The sequence below is a fragment of the Pantoea sp. X-Soil-TKNS-1211 genome (assembly GCF_059730495.1).
Genome location: NZ_AP035953.1, coordinates 3,740,577 through 3,759,406, shown reverse-complemented (window position 1 = coordinate 3,759,406; position 18,830 = coordinate 3,740,577). Strand labels below are relative to the sequence as shown.

The window sequence follows — 18,830 nt, the reverse complement described above, 5'->3', positions numbered from 1 at the left end:
GAAGTAACCTAAAGGGGCAGCCACATCATGTGGCTGCATCCAGTATAGATAACGAATCAGGGCATCAGGACCGTATCAATAACATTTATTACGCCATTGCTTTGATTCACATCGTAAGTACTGATATTGGCGATATCCCCTTTCATATCCTTAATCTGAATATTATGTGGGCCGTTATTCATCAGCCACAGAGTTTCACCATTGACGGTTTTCAGTTCAGTTTTACCGTTTCCGGCTTTGATTTTTTTCTCCAGCGCTTTCATGTCATATTTACCGGCTACAACGTGATAGGTCAGTACGCTGGTCAGCATGGCTTTATTTTCAGGTTTTAGCAGGTTGTCCACCGTACCCGCAGGTAATTTGGCGAAGGCGGCATTGGTCGGGGCAAATACGGTAAAAGGGCCTTTGCTTTCGAGGGTATTTACCAAACCAGCGGCTTTAACCGCTGCCACCAGGGTGGTGTGATCTTTTGAATTCATCGCATTTTGTACGATGTTTTTCGATGGATACATGGCCGCGCCGCCAACCATTACGCTGTTATCCATCATGGCAGCCTGGGAGGCTGCGGTCAAAACCAGAGCAGAAAAAATCAGACAGGACAGGGATGTTTTCATTTTCACTTTCCTCGTAATCGAAATGATGGTCAGGCTCAACTGCGCCCTCATAGCGATATACGTTTCAGCCCGTTAAACGGATGCAGAAAAGTGAAAATAATTTTTTGGGGGGGCATTTAGACGATTTGCATAACTATTCCCCTCCCCCGCTTGCGGGAGAGGGGCACAACGCACGGACCTTATCCGCCAAAACGCTCCGGATCTGGCCCCAGACGCTTACCGCTATCCAACGTGGCAATATCTGTCATCTCGGTCTTTTCCAGCCGGAAGTCAAACACCTTAAAGTTTTCCTCAATACGCGCAGGTGTCACTGACTTCGGAATCACCACCAGCCCGCTGTCCAGATGCCAGCGAATAACGATTTGCGCCGGGGTTTTGCCATATTTCTTCGCCAGTTCTTTAATCACGTCTTGATCAAACACGCCCTGACCGCCTTGCGCCAGTGGACTCCAGGATTCGGTCTGGATCTGGTGCAGGGCATTCCACGCGTGCAGGGTGCGTTGTTGTAGCATCGGATGCAGTTCGATCTGGTTCACCACCGGTGAAACCCCGGTCTCATCCATCAGACGTTTCAGATGCGCTTCGTTGAAATTACACACGCCAATGCTTTTGGTCAGCCCCTGTTGCTGCAACTTAATCATCTGTTCCCAGGCGCTCAGGTACAGATCTTTAAATGGGCAGGGCCAGTGCATCAGGTAAAGATCTACCTGATCCAGTTTGAGTTTTTCCAGGCTGGTTTCCAGCGCCTGTTGCGCGTTTTTCTGATCATCATTCCACAGCTTGGTGGTGATAAAAACCTGTTCGCGCGGCACGTCTGTTTCCTGCAACGCCTGACCAATCGCCTCCTCATTTTTGTAGGCGGCGGCGGTATCAATGGAGCGATAACCCACCTCCAGCGCCTTTAACACCGCTTTACGTGCCTCATCAATACTTGCCTGCCAGACACCCAGCCCGAGCTGAGGCATCATATTGCCGTCGTGCAGTTTAATCAGTGGTTGGTCTGCCATAGTTGCTCCTTATTTGTCGCAGTGACTCACCGGAAACGCTGAGGTTAAGTCTAGTCAACAAACCTTAGCCCCGGATTCATTGTGGCAACTCTGTGGCATTTTTGTGCTGTCTGTTTCTGCTGGAATCTTGCCTGATTCTCCAGCCGACTGGAGCTTTCGCCTGAGGTGCGGCAAACTGCTTTTTTTGTTGCGTGAGAATATGCCATGCCTAATGACACCCTTTGCCGCCAACTGGCTCAGCAGGTGATTGCGCTGATGAAGCCAGGCAGCCAGCCGCTGTGTCAGCTGGATAATGTGCGCTTAATTTACGCCGACGAACCCCTGCCACGTACACCGATGATGTATCAGCCCGGTATCGTCATTCTGTTCCAGGGGCGTAAAACCGGTTATCTCGGCAGCACGGTGTTCCATTATGACGCCACCAAATATCTGATGCTCACCGTACCGCTACCGGTGGAGTGTGAAACTGAAGCTACACCTGAAGAACCGCTGGCGGGGATGTGTTTGACGGTGGATAACGCCAGCCTACAGGATTTGTTGCTGGAGATTGGTGATGACGAAGATTTCCAGCCGCAGCCACAAACCTCCGGTATCCACTCTGCCTTTCTCAGTGAAGAGATGCTCTGTGCTGCTGAGCGTCTGCTCGATGTAATGCGTAAACCGCGCGATGCGCGCGTGCTTGGGCCGCAAATCGTGCGTGAAATTATCTACTACGTGCTGACCGGACCTTGTGGGGGGGCGCTGCTGTCATTGACCAGCCGCCAGACGCAGTTTAGCCAGATCGCCCGCGCGCTGCGCCGTATCGAGAGTCATTTTAGTGATAACCTCAGCGTGGAGACGCTGGCGGCAGAGGTGAACATGAGCGTATCGGCGTTCCATCACAATTTTAAAGCCGTGACGCAAACCTCGCCGTTGCAGTACCTGAAGCGCTATCGTCTGCACCAGGCGCGTCTGCTGATGTTGCAGGATGGAATGCGGGCCAGTACTGCGGCGGTGCGTGTTGGTTATGAAAGCCCTTCGCAGTTTTCCCGCGAGTTTAAACGCTATTTCGGCGTCACACCGGGAGAGGAGGCGAGCCGCGTGCGCCAGACGGTGTTTGAGTCAACCGCTGACGCCACGCCGCTGCTATGACGCCTTCGGGCGTCTTTTTTTCCAGATCACCAGAATGCTGCCCGCCAGGCCGACGAACAACAAAACCACCGGTAACAGCATCAGAATCGCCATCACCTGGTCTTCATGGCGCTTGATAAACGGCACCTGACTGATGCCATAGCCGAACGCCACCACAATGCACACCCACAACCAGCCACTCAGCCAGTTAAAAAACTGAAAGCGACCATTCTGTAAACCGGAAATGCCCGCCATGGTTGGCAGCAGGGTCCGAACAAACGCCAGAAAACGACCCACCAGCAGCGCCATCAACCCGTGGCGATTAAATAGCTGCCAGGCGCGCTGGTGATATTGAGCCGGTAGGTGCATCAGCCAGCTTTTCACAATTTTGGTGTTGCCCAGCCAGCGCCCCTGTAGGTAGCTCAGCCAGCAGCCGAGGCTGGCGGCAGTGGTCAGAATCAGCATGGTCGGGACAAAATCCATCACACCTTTGGCAACCATCGCACCGGCCAGCAGCAGCAGGCTGTCGCCCGGCAGAAAAGAGGCGGGCAATAAACCATTCTCCAGAAACAGCGTCACAAACATCACGCCGTAGACAATCCACACCACGTCCGGATTGGCCAGCGCGGCAAAATCCTGGTGCCAGAGCGCTTGGACAATCTCATGTAAAACACCCATCTGCTATTCCATCAAGTCTCAAGGATTTTATTTTAACGGTGTGCGTAGCAGCAGACGTTGATCTCTGCCACGCAGCACCGGGTTGGTTGAGGTTTTGTTGAAGATTTTAGCCTTTCAGGCGCTCAAATCCGGCTTGCAGGTCCTCAATCAGGTCGGCAACGTGCTCCAGACCAATATGTACCCGCACCAGCGTACCGGTAAAATCTACGCCACCTGCCGGGCGGATCTCAGCCAACTCTTCCGGCTGATTGGCAAGGATCAGCGACTCATATCCTCCCCAGGAGTACGCCATGCTGAAGTGGTGAAAACCGTCGAGATAGTGCGCCAGCTGCTCGCTGCTCAGCTTCTCATGCAGAATGAACGAAAACAGGCCGCTGCTGCCGGTAAAATCACGCTGCCAGAATTCGTGGCCCTTGCACTGCGCCAGGGCCGGATGGTTGACGCGTGCGACTTCCGGGCGTGCCGCCAGCCACTCCGCCACCTGTAAGCCGCTTTCTTCATGCTGACGTAAACGCGTACCCAGTGTACGCAGGCCACGGCTTGCCATATAGGCAGTGTCCGCGTCCACCATCTGTCCCATCAGGTAAGAATTTTCACGCAACTGATCCCAGCAGCGCGCATTGGCGACAGCGGTGCCGATCATCGCATCGCTGTGACCAATCAGATATTTGGTGCCCGCCTGAATCGAAATATCGATGCCATGCTCCAGAGCGTTAAACAATACGCCTGCCGCCCAGGTATTATCGATCATAATGATGGCATCCGGCGCTTTGCTACGCACTGCTGCGACAATCGCCGGGATGTCCTGCACTTCCATGGTGATGGAGGCCGGGGATTCCAGAAATACCACGCGGGTGTTGGGTTGCACCAGCGTGCTGATTTCGCTGCCAATGCAATGATCAAAAAAGGTGGTGGTGACCTGAAGTTTGCTGAGGATTTTGGTGCAAAAATCCTGCGTCGGTTCGTAGACCGCGCCACTCATCAACAGATGATCGCCGGCTTCGACAAAAGACAGAATGGCATTGGCAACCGCAGCGGCACCACAGGGATAGAGCACGCAACCGGCCCCGCCTTCCAGTTCGGTCATCGCCTCCTGGAGAGAGAAGTGCGTTAATGTGCCACGACGGCCATAAAATAATTCGCCTTTCGCCCGTCCGGCGGTGGCACGTTTTTTATCGGCTACGGTGTCAAAAACCAGCGATGAAGCGCGCTGAATAACGCTGTTGACTGAACCCTGGGTGTAACGTTTGCTGCGTCCCGCGCTGACCAGCGTGGTGTCTATTTTTTTCGTTGCCATCACTGCCTTTCCTGCCGCATTCCACAAAACAACCACGTTAACACGAATCGGCCCTGCGCGTTGCCCCCGATTGTGGAATATCAGACAGTCACCAGCGTTGAGACAAGGCCTGATCCGTCGCGGCGCGATTTATCGCGCCGCGACGGCCATGCCGTTACATCACCCCCATGATATGCGGCAGCCACAGTGATAGCGCCGGGATATAGGTGATCAGCATCAGTACCAGAAACAGCATGCAGTAGAACGGCAGCATTGCGCCGACCACCTGTTCAATCTTCTGTTTACTGACCGCGCTGGCAACGAACAATACAGTGCCGACTGGCGGGGTGATCAGGCCGATGCCGAGATTGGTCATCATGATCATACCAAAATGCACTGGATCAACGCCGAGCGCAGTCGCAACCGGCAGCAATACCGGTGTCAGGATCAGAATGATCGGTGCCATATCCATCAGCGTCCCGATCACCAGCAGCAGTACGTTAATACACATCAGGATCACATACTTATTGTCCGACAGGCTGGTAAAGGCTGCGGTAATCGCGGTGGGCAGTTGCATAAAGGTCATCACTGCGCCGAAACCGGCCGCGAAGGCAATCAACACCATCACGATGGTGACGGTTTTGATGGTGCGAAACAGCAGGATGTGCAACTGGCTCCACTTAAAGTCACGATAGATAAACATGGTAACGAAGAATGCCCACAGACAGGCAATTGCCGCCGACTCCGAGGCAGTGAAAATCCCGGACAGAATGCCACCGAGAATGATGACGATGGTGAACAATCCCCAGAAGGCATCAAAGAAGATCTTCAGCGCCTGGCGAAACGGGATCGCTTCTCCCTTGGGGTAACCGCGTTTACGCGCGAAGCCAAGGCACATTACCATCAGACATCCACCCAGCATCAACCCGGGCAGAATACCCGCGACAAACAGCGAGGAAATGGTCACCACACCGCCGGTTGCCAGGGAGTAAATCACCGAATTATGGCTAGGGGGCGTCAGCACTGCCTGTACCGATCCGCTGGCGGTGACCGCCGCCGCGAAATCACGCGGATAACCTTTCTCCTCCATTTGTGGGATCATCACCGAGCCTATTGAGGCGGTATCTGCCACCGATGAACCGGAAATAGCACCGAAAAAGGTTGAGGCGACGATATTCACCAGCGACAAGCCGCCACGAATAAAGCCGACGAAGATATAGGCAAAATTCACCAGCCGTCGCGCAATGCCGCCTTCGGCCATGATCGCGCCCGCCAGAATGAAGAATGGGATGGTGAGTAACGAAAACTTATTGATGCCGTTGGTCACCTGGATCACCACCGCTTCCAGCGGCAGATCGATCCACCAGGCACCGATAAAGGCGCTAAACCCTACCGCGAAAGCGACCGGAAAGCCGACTAACAGTAGCAGGACGAGGCTGCCAATCAGAATAAGTGCGTCCATCGTGATGCTCCGAAGTTAGTGAGTGCCGCCGAGGCTGACAATGGGACGCTGGCTTTGATCGCCACTTAGCAGGCGTTCCAGAACGAACAACAAGGTGAAGACTGTCCCAATCGGGATGGGCAAATACATTTCGCCGTAAGTCACATCCGGCAGAGAGGCCAGCGGTTGGACCCACATCGCCTCGCACAGGTTGTAACTGGCACGAAACAGAATCAAACATAAGACGATCAACAGCAGATTGCTTACCAGCAGAGCCCATTTTTGCCCGCTCGGCGACAGGCGGTCAGTGAGCATAGAGACACTAATATGCGTACCGGCACGCAGCCCGACAGGTGCGCCAATAAATGTAAATATCACCATGCAGATAATGGCGATCGGCTCCGGCCAGGAAAGCGCGCCATTAAGAACATAGCGCGCAAAAATTCCGATCGGGATCACCGTAACCATCATCATCAACGCGATGGCAGCTACCCACATGCACACCAGGTACAAGACATCCATCCAGCGGGAATATGCGTTCATTATTGGGGTCCTGATAGTGACGTCACGCCCTGGCGTGACGTCAGGTGAGTTATTTCACGTCGGCGATCTGCTTCATCAGATCCTGATACTTACCACCAAACTGATCCCGAACCGGCTGGGTGGCTTTGACAAAGTAGTCACGGTCGATTTGCTGGAAAGTGACACCGCCAGCTTTCATTTTGTCGATCGATTGCTGAGTGTAAGCGGCCCACAACTGGCGTTCTTCATTCTGCGCTTCCGTCCCCAATTTTTTCAGCAGAGCTTGATCGTCAGCAGAGAGACGATCCCATACCGGTTTTGAGAACAGGATCATTTCCGGCTGAATAAAATGGCCAGTGAGGGTGTAGTATTTCGCGACGGGCAGATAGTTATGGGCAACAAAGGTCGGCGGGTTATTTTCAGTGCCATCGACGACGCCGGTTTGCATGGCACTAAACACTTCACTCACGCCCATTGCTACCGGATTAGCTCCCATCGCTTTCAGTGTGGCAAGTGAGATCGCGCTGTTTTGCACACGGATTTTCATCCCTGCCAAATCCTCGGGCTTAGTCAGGGGCTTTTTGGTGATCATGTTACGGGTTCCGGCATCGGTCCAGCCGAGGAAAATCATGCGAGCATTGGGATCGCTCTCGAATTTTTTGACGATCTGCGCACCAACGTTGCCATCCAGAACCTTATGCATATGGTCTTCATCGCGGAAGATATAGGGTAGGGTGAGAATGCCAGTTTCCGGCGCGATAGTAGTCACAGGAGCCAGCGAGACGCGGATCATATCGATCGCACCCAGTTGTACCTGTTGCAGGGTCTGATCTTCATCGCCCAGCACGCCACCGGCATACACCTTCATCTCCAGACGGCCATCGGTGGCCTGTTTGAGTTTCTCCCCCATATGTTCCAGCGCGACTACGGTGGGATAACCGGCGGGCTGCACTTCCGCCACCTTAAGGACTTTGGCCTGAGCGCCGCAGGCCAGCAGGGCGATCATGGAGGACAACGAAACTGCGAGTAGTCGTTTTTTCAGCGTCATTTTTTGCTCCAGCAAACAGGTATCGAAATCGGACAGTGCAACGGCACCGTTAAAAGGCAGGGCTGGCTCAGAATAATGAAAAAAGAATGGTGAAAAAGTGGGCAGATGTTGATTGAATGAAATGCATCACATTTTGAAACGTTGTTTTAATAATTTTATACGGTGCGTCACATTTATAAAACCTCTTCACAATGGGAAGAAACTGTGGTGGAAAAACGCACTTTTCGTTTGTAAATAGTAATGAGAACTACTATCAATTCGGCAAGCTAATTTGTTATGATCCGGCGCTCGATCGTGAATTGTGCAATTGAAGTTGGAGATGCAGCGTGGTAGCCAGTGATTTGATGCAGACGGACCTCTCCGTTTGGGGCATGTATCATCATGCCGATATCGTGGTAAAGGTGGTAATGATTGGCCTGCTGATGGCCTCTGTGGTCACCTGGGCAATCTTCTTTGGTAAGTTTGCTGAGTTGACTTCAGCGAAGCGCCGTCTGAAACGCGAACATATCGCCCTGAGTGATGCGCGATCGTTAGATGACGCCTCCAGTACTGCCGCCAGCTTCAAAGGTAACAGCCACAGCGCCGTGTTGCTCAACGATGCACAGAACGAGCTGGAACTGTCAGCCGGTGTTGAAGACACCGACGGGATTAAAGAGCGTACCAGCTTCCGCCTTGAGCGTCGTGTTGCGGCTTTCAGCCGTCATGCCGGTCGCGGTAATGGTTTCCTCGCCACTATTGGTTCGGTTGCTCCCTTTATCGGTTTGTTCGGTACAGTATGGGGCATCATGAACAGCTTTATCGGTATCGCGCAAACACAAACCACCAACCTGGCCGTGGTAGCACCTGGGATTGCGGAAGCGCTGTTAGCCACCGCGATTGGTCTGGTCGCTGCGATCCCGGCTGTGGTTATCTACAACGTGTTTGCCCGTATGATCGCCGGTTACAAAGCGTCACTCGGTGATGTCGCGGCGCAGGTACTGCTGCTGCAAAGCCGTGACCTCGATCTGGGAAACGTGACTAACGAAGTGGCTCGTCCGGCGGCTGCCGCACAGAAACTGCGCGTAGGGTAATTGCGATGGCGATGCGTTTAAACGACGACCTGGAAAGCGATGGCGAAATGCATGAAATCAACGTGACGCCGTTTATCGACGTGATGTTGGTTCTGCTGATCATCTTTATGGTGGCTGCACCGCTGGCAACCGTGGATGTTCGTGTCAACTTGCCCGCTTCCACCAGTGCGCCGCAACCGCGTCCGGAAAAACCGGTCTACTTGTCGATTAAAGAAGATAATCAGGTCTATATCGGCAACGACCAGGTAACCAAAGAGACGCTGGTGAATGCGCTGACGGCGCAGACGGAAGGCAATAAAGAGACCACCATCTTCTTCCAGGCCGACAAATCAGTCAGTTATGAAACCCTGATGTCGGTGATGGACCAACTGCGTGAAGCCGGATATTTGAAGATCGGCTTGATGGGTATGGAAACGGTGAAGAAGTAATCGCACTGAAAGTTATGAGGGCGCCCTAATCGGCGCCCTTTTTGTTATGGGCGCTGTGACCAGCCAAACAGGAAAACCGCGAATCGGGAAGATAAACGGGCAATTGTTCTGTAGATCAACTTTGTTAATGTTTGGTTACCTATAACCGTACTTTTGTAAAGTGCAATGGTGAAGACGATCACATTCATCAGCAGGGCGTCACGCTAAAAGGGACTTTCCGCATGGAAGACACTGGAAAATTCTATGAGCTCACCTTCTTCTTTACAAAAGTCATCGCAGAGCGGTGCCAAAACAATCTTTAGCGTAACCAGCGGCAACTTCCTTGAAATGTACGATTTCATGGTGTTTGGTTATTACGCGACCGCCATTGCGAAAACCTTTTTCCCGGGTGATGACCCTTTCGCGTCATTAATGCTGACGCTGATGACCTTTGGTGCCGGCTTCCTGATGCGTCCGTTAGGGGCGATTGTGCTCGGTGCTTATATTGACCATCACGGTCGCCGCAAAGGATTGTTGTTAACCCTCGGCATTATGGCGCTGGGTACGCTAACGATTGCCGTGGTGCCAGGTTATGCCACCCTCGGGGCGGCGGCACCGGTGTTGATTCTTATCGGTCGTTTATTGCAGGGCTTCTCCGCCGGGGTTGAATTGGGCGGTGTATCGGTTTATCTGGCTGAGGTGGCACCGAAAGGGCGTAAAGGCTTCTATGTCAGTTGGCAATCCGGCAGCCAACAGGTAGCGGTGATTTTTGCGGCCTTGTTGGGACTGGGGTTGAACCATCTGTTGGAAAAAGAGGCGGTGACCGATTGGGGCTGGCGTATCCCGTTTGTCATTGGCTGTATGATTGTGCCATTCCTGTTCTGGATTCGGCGCATGCTGGAGGAGACCGAAGCCTTCAGCCAGCGCAAACATCATCCGACCATGCGCCAAATTATGCGCTCGGTGGGACAAAACTGGGCGCTGGTATTAGCCGGTATGCTGATGGTGGTCACGACCACGGTGATGTTCTACATGATCACCGCGTTTACCCCGACATTTGGCAAAACGGTGCTGATGATGAGTGACAAGGATAGCTTCCTGGTGACGTTATTTGTCGGCCTCTCCAACCTGTTTTGGTTACCGGTAATGGGATCGTTGTCGGACCGTGTGGGCCGCCGTCCCTTGCTGATTTTCTTCACCATCCTGATGATTCTCACCGCCTGGCCGGTGCTGCACTGGCTGGTAGGATCGCCGACCTTTGCCCATCTGGTGGTGGCTGAACTTTGGCTATCATTCCTTTATGCCAGCTATAACGGGGCGATGGTGGTGTATCTGGCGGAGATCATGCCAGCGGAGGTGCGCGCATCCGGTTTCTCACTGGCTTACAGCCTGGCGACCGCGCTGTTTGGTGGCTTTACCCCGGCCATTTCCAGCTACCTGATTCACGCCACGGGTGATAAAGCGATGCCCGGCGTATGGCTGTCGTTCGCGGCGGTGTGCGGTCTGGTGGGGACGTTGCTGATTGGCCGGATGGTGAAGCAGTATCGCACGCGTCACAGCCCTGCGGCGGTCAATGCCTGATTATTCCTGTCGTAGCGGCGCGATTTATCGCACCGCTACAGAAGAATTTAAAACGACAAATCCACCACCACGCTATCCGTGTAATTACCGGCTGCCGGGGTATTCTGCGAGGTCAGAATCTGTGCGGTGTAAGTATAACCGCGCGTCAGGCCATCGGCGCTGACGGTGGTTGAGGTACTGCTGCCCCAGCGATCCGTACCGGTCGGCCCCAGCGCGTGGTGGTGGTGGTTCCCTGATAGATGTCATAGCTCAACCGATTGGTGCCGCTCGCCATGTTGCGCACACCATTAGCCGCGTAGCTGCCATTACTCAATCCCACCGTATAGGTGCTGCCTTTGCTGCACACCACACTGATAGTCTGCTGCACGGTGGAAAAACTGCTGACCAACGGCGCACTGCCAAAGCTAACATTAGGGGCGGTGATAGTAGTGCAATCATTCGATATCACCACCGTCACTGTGATCGGAATGGTGCCGGTGCCAGTTTGTGGTGTCAGGCAAAGACCCGCTATGCCAAGGCTGGTACAGATGTTATAGGTGACGTACAGGTTAAGTGTCGCGGTATAGGTGCCTGCCGCCACCGTCTGCCCCGTCACTGTCTTCAGATACACCGGTAAGGCAAAGTTCAAACTGCCAAACAGACCGGCAAGGTTCGCCAGCACCGTCTGCGAAAAGGTATAGGTTGATCCCCCTACGGTGAGTTCTGTCGCGCAGGAACTGTCCATACACAGGCGGAGCGGGATGTTATCGCTGCCGGTATCGCCGCTGCGTTTCAGGGTGCCACGTGTGCCATTGACATTTGAAGCGCTGGCGAGCTGGAAAGTGATTTGGTTGGACCCTAATAAGGTCAGGGCTGAACCCGCGCCACAGTTCACATTCGCGGTGGTTGACGTGGAGCTGATGGTTGAATTGGCCACAAAGGTGGTGACCGAGCCAAAGCTGGCGGTGGAAGCGGGCAGGCTACAGGCGGCTTGCGCCAGACCTGGCAGTAGCAGCAACGTCAGCAGGATCAAAAATTTTTTCATGGGGAGATGCCTGAAGTGGAGTTTTCGCTATTCGGCAGTGCGGCACCGGGTGAGGGAGATGGCAGCGCGCAGGTGAGTGGACCATAGGTTTTCAGTGCTTGCGGTTGGCCGTTGGCGATCGTAAGTTCAGTACGGCAACGACGACCGTCGGGCGTGGTGACCTGAATCGGGTTGCTCGCCTCCAGGTTCTCCATCCAGGCGATACCATCCCAGCCGACATACTCGGTGGCCTGTCCGGCGCGCAGCACCTGGCTGGAGACCGGTAACGGCTTCCCGTCGCTATCATGCAAAATGACGCTGGCGGAACGCAGTTTCTCCACCGGGAAATTCAGCAGATAGCCGCTCTGGCGCTTCACGGCGAAACGTTGCTCAACACGTGGGGAGGTCATATCGGCGGGCAGATCCAACGTATCGATATCGTATTTCGCCGCGTAATAGCTGCTGATGGAGGGCACCAGCAGATAACCTTCTTTGTCGGTGCGTCCCATTGACTGGTTTTCGTAGCGGATGTTGACGTCGGGATAGTTGGTTTTCACCAGCACAAAGGCATCGTTGATCTGATTGGCAACGAACAGGCGGTTATCCATCAGCACCAACGCACCACTGAAATCAGCCCACTGGGTGGTGTTATCGTCGTCGCCATAAAAGCCTGCCGAAGTATCCACTTTGTTGTTGCGATAGCGCAGGCTGCCCTGGCGATAATCCCCGCTGTTGCCACCCTGATTGGCCCAGGACGCGTCCCAGGAATAACCGCCGTCGCTGGGCATGGCACGTGACAGATAGATCCGTTGGTTATTTTCTCCCTGCTGGTCGCGCTCCATACTCACCGAGGCGCTACCCTGTTCGCCGAACGGGATGACCAATGAGATGGCTCCGCTCCATTCCCCTTGCTGCTGGTCGCGACTGGCGGAAATATACAGGCTGCTGTTACCCCAGAGATTTTTACTCCATGACAAATTCCACAGGCGTGTGCGTTCGCCATCGCCGCTATTGATATCGAGATATGCCAGTCCGAGACTGCCGTATTGATTCATCGACACGCTGGCGGTGTATTGCGCACTGCGCCGCGCCAGAGAATAGGAGGTGTCCTCCGAGTCACTGCGATTGCCCACCAGAGCCAGATTGCCAAAATCCACCGTGCGCAGCGTGTGTTGGGTGCCAAGGCTGAGCCAGCTGTTGTTGTACTGATAACCCCAGCTGTATTGCGTGCCTGGTTTGCCACTCATCTGGCTCTGCGCTAACGCGCCGTTGATCACTCCCCAACTGCCGAGTTTCAGCTGGCCGCCAGCGCCACCCATGGCAACCTCATCGCTGCCTTCAGCATGGGTTTCGAGCGTTAGCCAGTTTGTCAGGCCGTAGCGATATGAACCGCTGGCCGCTGCTGCGCCATAGTCGAAGTTTTTGATGCCATAGTTTTCACGCATCGCCCCGGCTGAGAACGAGTAATCCGATAAACCTTGCCTGAGCAGATTGCTGGAAACATAAAATGGCAAGGTGGTGGTGACCTGGCGACCCACCGCATCGGTGGTGGTGATCACCGCATCGCCTGCACCATTGACAAAGGGCACGTTGGTGAGCGACCAGGGACCCGGCTGAACGTTGGCCTGGCTGGAGCGATAGCCGTTGATAAACAGATCGACGGTGGAAGGCACCGCCGCCTGGCCGGAAAATTGTGGCAAAGGATAGGTGACCAGGTCCGGACGTACGCTGAAGTCACGACCCATCTGCACACCGCCCAAACGCACGCTGTTGGTCCAGGAGAGAGAATCGGTGACTAAATCTCCGGCACGCCAGCTGAGTATCGCCTCTTCGTTTTCGTTACTCCACCAGGTGTCATAACGGATATAGCCGTCCTGCTGCTGCGGCGCGCTGCCCTCCAATTGCTGTTGCAACACGCCGTTGCTGGAGAATTGTCCGGCAGCACCAAACAAACGCAACTCATTCCAGGTGGCGAGCCGTGTGCCGCTATGATCGGTGCGATTGGCGTAGAAATCGTAATTAAGAAGCGCGCCGTTGCTGCTACGGCCGGGATAGCGTGGGCCATTGTGCGACTGACCAATCACCTGGCCCGGCAACCATGCGGGGGGAACGGTCAGCAGCAGACGCTGGCGTTGATTGTCATAATCGACTTTAACGTTGTTCAGTTGGTTTACATTAATCTGCTGGCCTTGCAATTTATCCGCCGGGATCCCGGCACGTTCTAAATCGCCGCGTCGTAGCCAGAAATCCCCGTTCTTTTGTTCAACTGGCACGATGTTGCCTTGCTCCCCCTGATTGATGATCAGCTCCAGCATGTACTGCTGGCCTGCCGCGTTGTTTTGTAGCGCAGGGGGAGGCGGCAGCTCGGAAAAAGTCTCCGCGCTACTCATCAGGGGTATCAGACAGCACAGGGCGCTGGTCACTGCCAGCGCACAGGGATGGGGCGAAAATCGCATTAGCGCAGGGCTGCGCTGCGCCAGTGGCCTTTATTCATCTCGGCCTCCAGCTCTCCGCTGACGCTGCCGTTAAGCGGCCAGCGGTTGCTGCTGTTTGCCAGCACGTAGCCGAACAGGCCATTGCCCAATTTGCGTCCGCCAATGGTGACATTGCTCAGTCGCGCATGACCGGTGCCGTGATTCGTCAGCAGGAGCCAGCGCTTGCCATCGCTGTTTTCTACCTGCCAGCTCAGGTCGGGTTTGGCGCTGTCGACAGTCAGGCCGTTGCCATAAACGAAGAGGGGCACTGAGTAGCGCATCTGGAACGTCAACCCGGCCTGATTGGCTCCAGGCGTACGCGGAGTGGGGATCTCATCCAGTACCACGCGATACGCCATCTCCTTGCCTGCACTGGGTGGTGTTTGTTTGATTAAACGCACCAGCTGTCTTTGCCCCGGCTCAATGCGTACCAGCGGCGGGCTGGCAACCACTTGCGTCTGCGTCTGGTACTGCTCGCGCTGGTTTACCTGCTGCCAGGCGAAAATGCGCACCTGCATTAAGGTGGTTGCATCGCCACGGTTCTCCAGCCACAGCTCGCTGGCTTTGTCGTCGGGATTGATAGCAGGATCAATCGGCCAGATCATCAGCGAGTTGGCGGCATGGCTGAGGGCGCTGAATGTGAGCAGCCATACCAACAGCAGGTTTTTCATGCATTTTTCCTTCTTCGTTGTTCCCTCACCAACTCAGGGTGACGGTTAAGGTATCGGTATAAACTCCGGCACGTGTTGGACCGGGTAGTTGCAACACACCGTAAATTGGCAGCGTGATATTGTTGGCGTTGCTGTAGCTGAGCGTGACAGGAGAATTCACCCCAATCGCGGTGGTGTGACTGGCGTTGCTATACAGGCTGTAAGCCACGGTATTGGTGAAGCTGGCCAGTTTCAGGTTGCGGGTGGAGGCGTAGTTGCTGCCGCCGTTAATTGACATGCTGACGGTGGTGCCTGGCGTACAGGCAAGGCTGATGGTAGAGCTTTGGACAAAGCTGGCACTGACGCTGCTGCTGGCAACACCGGATTGGGTGCCAAAATCAAGCGTGCCAAAAACTCCGGGATTAGAACCGGAGACCACGCAGCCAGCCACCACTGAGGCAGAGACCTGGAAGGTTGCGGTTGGCAATCCCCAGGCATTGACACTCCCTATCAGCAGGGCCAGACCGCCAGCAATACGCGTCCACCCTTTGACCACTCTCACCCTGTTTAACCGGAATGCGTGCCTCAGTAATTCACAGCAACGTTAATGACATCGGTGTAGGTGCCCGCCGGAATTAACGGGTTAAAGCCACCACCCACCACGCGCCCATAAATGGCGTAGTTGGTGCCCAGTGTCGGGTCGGTGGTCCCGCTTGGCGCGATATTGGTGTTATTGGCGATGGCGGTGGTAAAGGCCGCATCGCTGTATAGGGTGTAAGCGATGCCTTGTGTGTTGTTGGAGCCGAGGATTAGATAGCGTGGCTGCCCACTCACGGTGCCATAAATGGTGGCCGGTGCGGCATTGCTGCTGGTAACTTGCACGTTAAAGGTTTGACCGGTGGTGCAGCGAACGTAGATACCGTTGCCGGAAGCCCCAACCAGGGTCGCATTCAGGGTATCAAAAGTGGCAGCGCTGCTACCGAAGTTCAACGTACCGAAATTCACCCCGGTAGTGGCTGATTGACCATTCACCAGGCAGCCGGTGGTCAGGGTGAGCGTAGCGTTAATGGTTCCCGTTGTAGTGGCGGCGAAAGCAGCAAACGGCGGGAAGGTAGTGCTCAGGCTGGCGGCCAAAAGAAAAAGCTTGAGTTTCATAATCATTCCTTACTGATTATCCAGGGTCAGTGCTTTTTCACCTGATGATGTATTTATGAAATGCAGCGAAAAATAATAAGAAGCCTGATTAGGCGGTACAGCAAAACCCCTACCATCTAAGAATGTTCTTATGCGGCAGGGAAATGATTTATATCAGTTTTCTTTACTATAGTTCAGCAAAGCGAAGCCTGTCAGGTCCACCAATAATTTTTCCCTAATCAATTTACACAACTCGCCGATAATTCAGTGATAGCAAGGGATCCCGGCAGGTCAAAAAAACTGAACCAGGAATTATTTCTCCCTCTACCGCGATGCAAGGTTCAGTGTTATGTTCATACATTAATCAGACATAATAACGATTCTCCACTCAGCGATAGATGATGAACATAAAAAAGTCCCGGTGCGCTAGTCCCCAGACTCTGCTGGCACGATTAGCGGCTGAATCGCTTTTAAAAAGTTAACTGACCGTTTATGCATGCTTTTTAATCTTTGTTCCTGTTCGATAATTCAGCACCTGCTCGCTAGCGGGTTAGTGAGGAGCGCTCATGTTGCTGATTACCTGGGATAGCGTTTTGGTGACGAGTTCATTGATCGTCGCTTTTATCGCCTCATTTACGGCACTGGATACTGCCGGACGCGTCGCGGTATCGCGTGGTTGCATCGCCCGTTTGTGGCTGATCGCCGGGGGTACGGCGATGGGGATTGGCGTCTGGGCGATGCATTTCATCGGAATGCTCGCCATGATGCTGCCGATGACCATGCGTTATGATGTGCCGCTCACCACATGGTCGCTGGCGGTGGCGATCATCGCCTCCATTTTTTCGTTTGCGCAGGTGGTTCGCGGTAGCCACCTGACCCTGCGCCGTCTGGTGCGAGGTACGTTGATCCTCGGCAGTGGGGTAGTGGCGATGCATTACCTCGGCATGAACGCGCTGATGATCGAACCGGCCATTCACTGGAATATGAAGCTGGTTGCTTTGTCGGTAGTGATTGCTTACGCCGCATCCGGTGCTGCACTGTGGCTGGCGTTTCATCTGCGCCACGGCGATGGCTTGTTGCTGATGCGCGGTTGTGCCTCGTTGGTGATGGGAGCAGCCGTTGCCGGGATGCATTTTGTCGGCATGGCAGCCGCGCAGTTCAACAACACCAGCAGCATGATGGAACATGGGGTCAGCGATCAGGGGCTGGCGGTATGGGTCACCATCATCACCCTGACCATTCTCGGCATCACACTGTTAATGTCGATGCTGGATGCGCAGCTGCGTGCGGCGCGGCTGGCGGCAAAACTGAAGAACGCCAACAACGAATTGCGCCAACTGGCAATGCATGACAATCTCACCACCTTACCTAACCGGGTGCTGCTGGAGCAGCAACTGGATGCTGCCATTAAACACGCCACGCTCAACGATCAAACCTTCGCACTGATGTTTATGGATCTTGATGGCTTCAAGGCGGTCAACGACACCTGGGGACATCACGTTGGTGATTGCTTACTTGTGGCGGTGGCTGCGCGCTTGCGCAATCAGCTGCGTGAGGATGTCATTCTGGCTCGCCTCGGTGGTGATGAGTTTGTGCTGTTAAGTCCCGACAGCGATGGCTTACAGGCCGCGACTCTCGCGCAGCGTCTGGTGAACACCGTAGATGCACCCTTTGAACTCGATCGCTATTCGCTACGTGTGTCGCTGAGTGTTGGCATCGTGATCTTTCCGCTGCATGGTCGCAGCAAGCAGCAGATGATGTTCAATGCCGACTCAGCGATGTATCACACCAAACACAGCGGACGTAACGGTTGGTGCCTGTTTGAACCGGCGATGAGCACAGTTGCGCAACATCAGCTGGCGCTGGCCAACGATCTCTGGCACGCGCTGGAGCACCAGGAGATGCGCCTGTTCTACCAACCGAAGTTTCGTGCTGGTGGGACGTTGCTGATGGGCTTTGAAGCGCTGCTGCGCTGGCAACATCCGCGTCGCGGATTGCTGATGCCAGATATGTTCTTGCCGCGTGCGGAAAAAACCGGGCAGATCATCGCGCTGGGCAATTGGGTAATGAATGAAGCCTGCCGTCAGTTGCGTCAATGGCATGAAGAGGGGCACAGCCACTGGAGTGTCTCCGTCAATTTGTCAGCGCTGCAATTCCATCAGCGCGATCTGATCGACAGCCTACGGGAAATTCTGCAACGGCATAGCTTACCGGAAGGGACGCTGATGTTAGAGATTACCGAAACCATCGCCATGCGTGACCCGCAGTTCAGCCAGCAACGTATTGCTGAATTGCATCAGTTGGGGGTGAAGGTGGCGATTGATAATTTCGGTATTGGTTATGCCAACCTGCTCCATCTGAAACATCTGGAGGCGACGGAGCTGAAGATTGATCGCAGCTTCATCAACAGCCTGCGTGCTGACAGCGAAGATGCCACCGTCGTCAGTGCAATGATAACCCTGGCGCAGAGCCTGAATCTACGTATGGTTGCCGAGGGTGTTGAAACGGAAGAACAGCAACGCTTATTAACCGGACTGGGTTTTGATACCCTGCAAGGTTATTTACTGGGTAAGCCGACTCCCGCAGAGCGTATCAGCGAATTCACTGTGGCAGTGGCTGCACCACTGACTATCCCTGATAATATTGCACCTTTGGCGGGTGCCTGACGAGTAATTTTGATTTTCTGAATCGTAATCTTTCATCGTTCAACGACCAATAACGGCAGCATGACTGCCGATAAATAATACAATAATATTTATGTATTTTACGTTTTTTTAACACCGCAGCTGTGAATCCAGCTCTGACTTGGGAACTC

At 54.2% G+C, this 18,830-nt stretch carries 16 protein-coding genes and 1 pseudogene; 5 read left to right on the top strand and 12 right to left on the bottom strand.

Annotated features, from left to right (window positions below):
• Nucleotides 1-56: 56 nt before the first annotated feature.
• Together AC6I8W_RS17665 and dkgA are read right to left on the bottom strand one after the other, a co-directional pair.
• A complete protein-coding gene (locus AC6I8W_RS17665; protein ID WP_497836060.1) occupies nt 57-614 on the bottom strand; it encodes a fasciclin domain-containing protein in 558 nt (185 codons plus the stop codon).
• Nucleotides 615-793: 179 nt separating this feature from the next.
• The gene (gene dkgA / locus AC6I8W_RS17660; RefSeq protein WP_497836059.1) at nt 794-1,621 is read right to left on the bottom strand and encodes a 2,5-didehydrogluconate reductase DkgA; all 828 of its coding nucleotides are present in this window, start codon (nt 1,619-1,621) and stop codon (nt 794-796) included.
• 204 nt (nt 1,622-1,825) lie between these two features.
• Here dkgA and AC6I8W_RS17655 point away from each other — a divergent pair, with 204 nt between their 5' ends.
• Complete coding sequence (locus AC6I8W_RS17655) at nt 1,826-2,752, top strand: AraC family transcriptional regulator (RefSeq protein ID WP_497836058.1); 927 nt, start codon at nt 1,826-1,828, stop codon at nt 2,750-2,752.
• Here the strand turns inward: AC6I8W_RS17655 and AC6I8W_RS17650 are convergent.
• From AC6I8W_RS17650 to AC6I8W_RS17630, 5 genes are all read right to left on the bottom strand, one after another.
• Complete coding sequence (locus tag AC6I8W_RS17650; RefSeq protein ID WP_013510509.1) at nt 2,747-3,409, bottom strand: DedA family protein; 663 nt, start codon at nt 3,407-3,409, stop codon at nt 2,747-2,749. The genes AC6I8W_RS17655 and AC6I8W_RS17650 overlap by 6 nt on opposite strands.
• A gap of 106 nt (nt 3,410-3,515) precedes the next feature.
• Nucleotides 3,516-4,706 carry a cystathionine beta-lyase gene (gene metC / locus AC6I8W_RS17645; protein ID WP_497836057.1) on the bottom strand — a complete coding sequence of 397 codons (1,191 nt, stop codon included), beginning with the start codon at nt 4,704-4,706 and terminating at the stop codon, nt 3,516-3,518.
• Nucleotides 4,707-4,860: 154 nt separating this feature from the next.
• Nucleotides 4,861-6,147 carry a TRAP transporter large permease gene (locus tag AC6I8W_RS17640; RefSeq protein ID WP_497836056.1) on the bottom strand — a complete coding sequence of 429 codons (1,287 nt, stop codon included), beginning with the start codon at nt 6,145-6,147 and terminating at the stop codon, nt 4,861-4,863.
• Nucleotides 6,148-6,162: 15 nt separating this feature from the next.
• A complete protein-coding gene (locus AC6I8W_RS17635) occupies nt 6,163-6,669 on the bottom strand; it encodes a TRAP transporter small permease (RefSeq protein WP_497836055.1) in 507 nt (168 codons plus the stop codon).
• A 49-nt stretch (nt 6,670-6,718) separates the two neighbouring features.
• Nucleotides 6,719-7,696, bottom strand: a complete 978-nt coding sequence (locus AC6I8W_RS17630; RefSeq protein WP_497836054.1) for a TRAP transporter substrate-binding protein — start codon at nt 7,694-7,696, stop codon at nt 6,719-6,721.
• A gap of 344 nt (nt 7,697-8,040) precedes the next feature.
• Between AC6I8W_RS17630 and exbB the strand changes: the two genes are divergently transcribed.
• The 3 genes from exbB (at nt 8,041) to AC6I8W_RS17615 (ending at nt 10,754) form a co-directional block, all read left to right on the top strand.
• Nucleotides 8,041-8,766 carry a tol-pal system-associated acyl-CoA thioesterase gene (gene exbB / locus AC6I8W_RS17625; RefSeq protein WP_497838221.1) on the top strand — a complete coding sequence of 242 codons (726 nt, stop codon included), beginning with the start codon at nt 8,041-8,043 and terminating at the stop codon, nt 8,764-8,766.
• 5 nt (nt 8,767-8,771) lie between these two features.
• Nucleotides 8,772-9,194 carry a TonB system transport protein ExbD gene (gene exbD, locus AC6I8W_RS17620; protein WP_021183429.1) on the top strand — a complete coding sequence of 141 codons (423 nt, stop codon included), beginning with the start codon at nt 8,772-8,774 and terminating at the stop codon, nt 9,192-9,194.
• 243 nt (nt 9,195-9,437) lie between these two features.
• The gene (locus AC6I8W_RS17615; protein WP_497836053.1) at nt 9,438-10,754 is read left to right on the top strand and encodes an MFS transporter; all 1,317 of its coding nucleotides are present in this window, start codon (nt 9,438-9,440) and stop codon (nt 10,752-10,754) included.
• A gap of 47 nt (nt 10,755-10,801) precedes the next feature.
• On the opposite strand, the pseudogene AC6I8W_RS17610 reads toward AC6I8W_RS17615, so the two are convergent.
• The 5 genes and pseudogenes from AC6I8W_RS17610 to AC6I8W_RS17590 form a co-directional block, all read right to left on the bottom strand.
• A pseudogene (locus tag AC6I8W_RS17610) lies at nt 10,802-11,778 on the bottom strand (Csu type fimbrial protein).
• Nucleotides 11,775-14,213, bottom strand: coding sequence for a fimbria/pilus outer membrane usher protein (locus AC6I8W_RS17605; RefSeq protein WP_497836052.1), 2,439 nt, complete (start codon nt 14,211-14,213; stop codon nt 11,775-11,777). Before AC6I8W_RS17605 ends, AC6I8W_RS17610 begins: the two are co-directional and overlap by 4 nt.
• Nucleotides 14,213-14,902, bottom strand: a complete 690-nt coding sequence (locus AC6I8W_RS17600; protein ID WP_497836051.1) for a fimbrial biogenesis chaperone — start codon at nt 14,900-14,902, stop codon at nt 14,213-14,215. The genes AC6I8W_RS17605 and AC6I8W_RS17600 overlap by 1 nt, the downstream gene beginning before the upstream one ends.
• 25 nt (nt 14,903-14,927) lie before the next feature.
• A complete protein-coding gene (locus tag AC6I8W_RS17595; RefSeq protein ID WP_497838220.1) occupies nt 14,928-15,437 on the bottom strand; it encodes a Csu type fimbrial protein in 510 nt (169 codons plus the stop codon).
• A gap of 29 nt (nt 15,438-15,466) precedes the next feature.
• Entirely contained in the window at nt 15,467-16,036 is a 570-nt protein-coding gene (locus AC6I8W_RS17590) for a spore coat protein U domain-containing protein (RefSeq protein ID WP_497836050.1), read from the bottom strand.
• 545 nt (nt 16,037-16,581) lie between these two features.
• Between AC6I8W_RS17590 and AC6I8W_RS17585 the strand changes: the two genes are divergently transcribed.
• Entirely contained in the window at nt 16,582-18,681 is a 2,100-nt protein-coding gene (locus AC6I8W_RS17585) for a putative bifunctional diguanylate cyclase/phosphodiesterase (RefSeq protein WP_497836049.1), read from the top strand.
• Nucleotides 18,682-18,830: the final 149 nt, after the last annotated feature.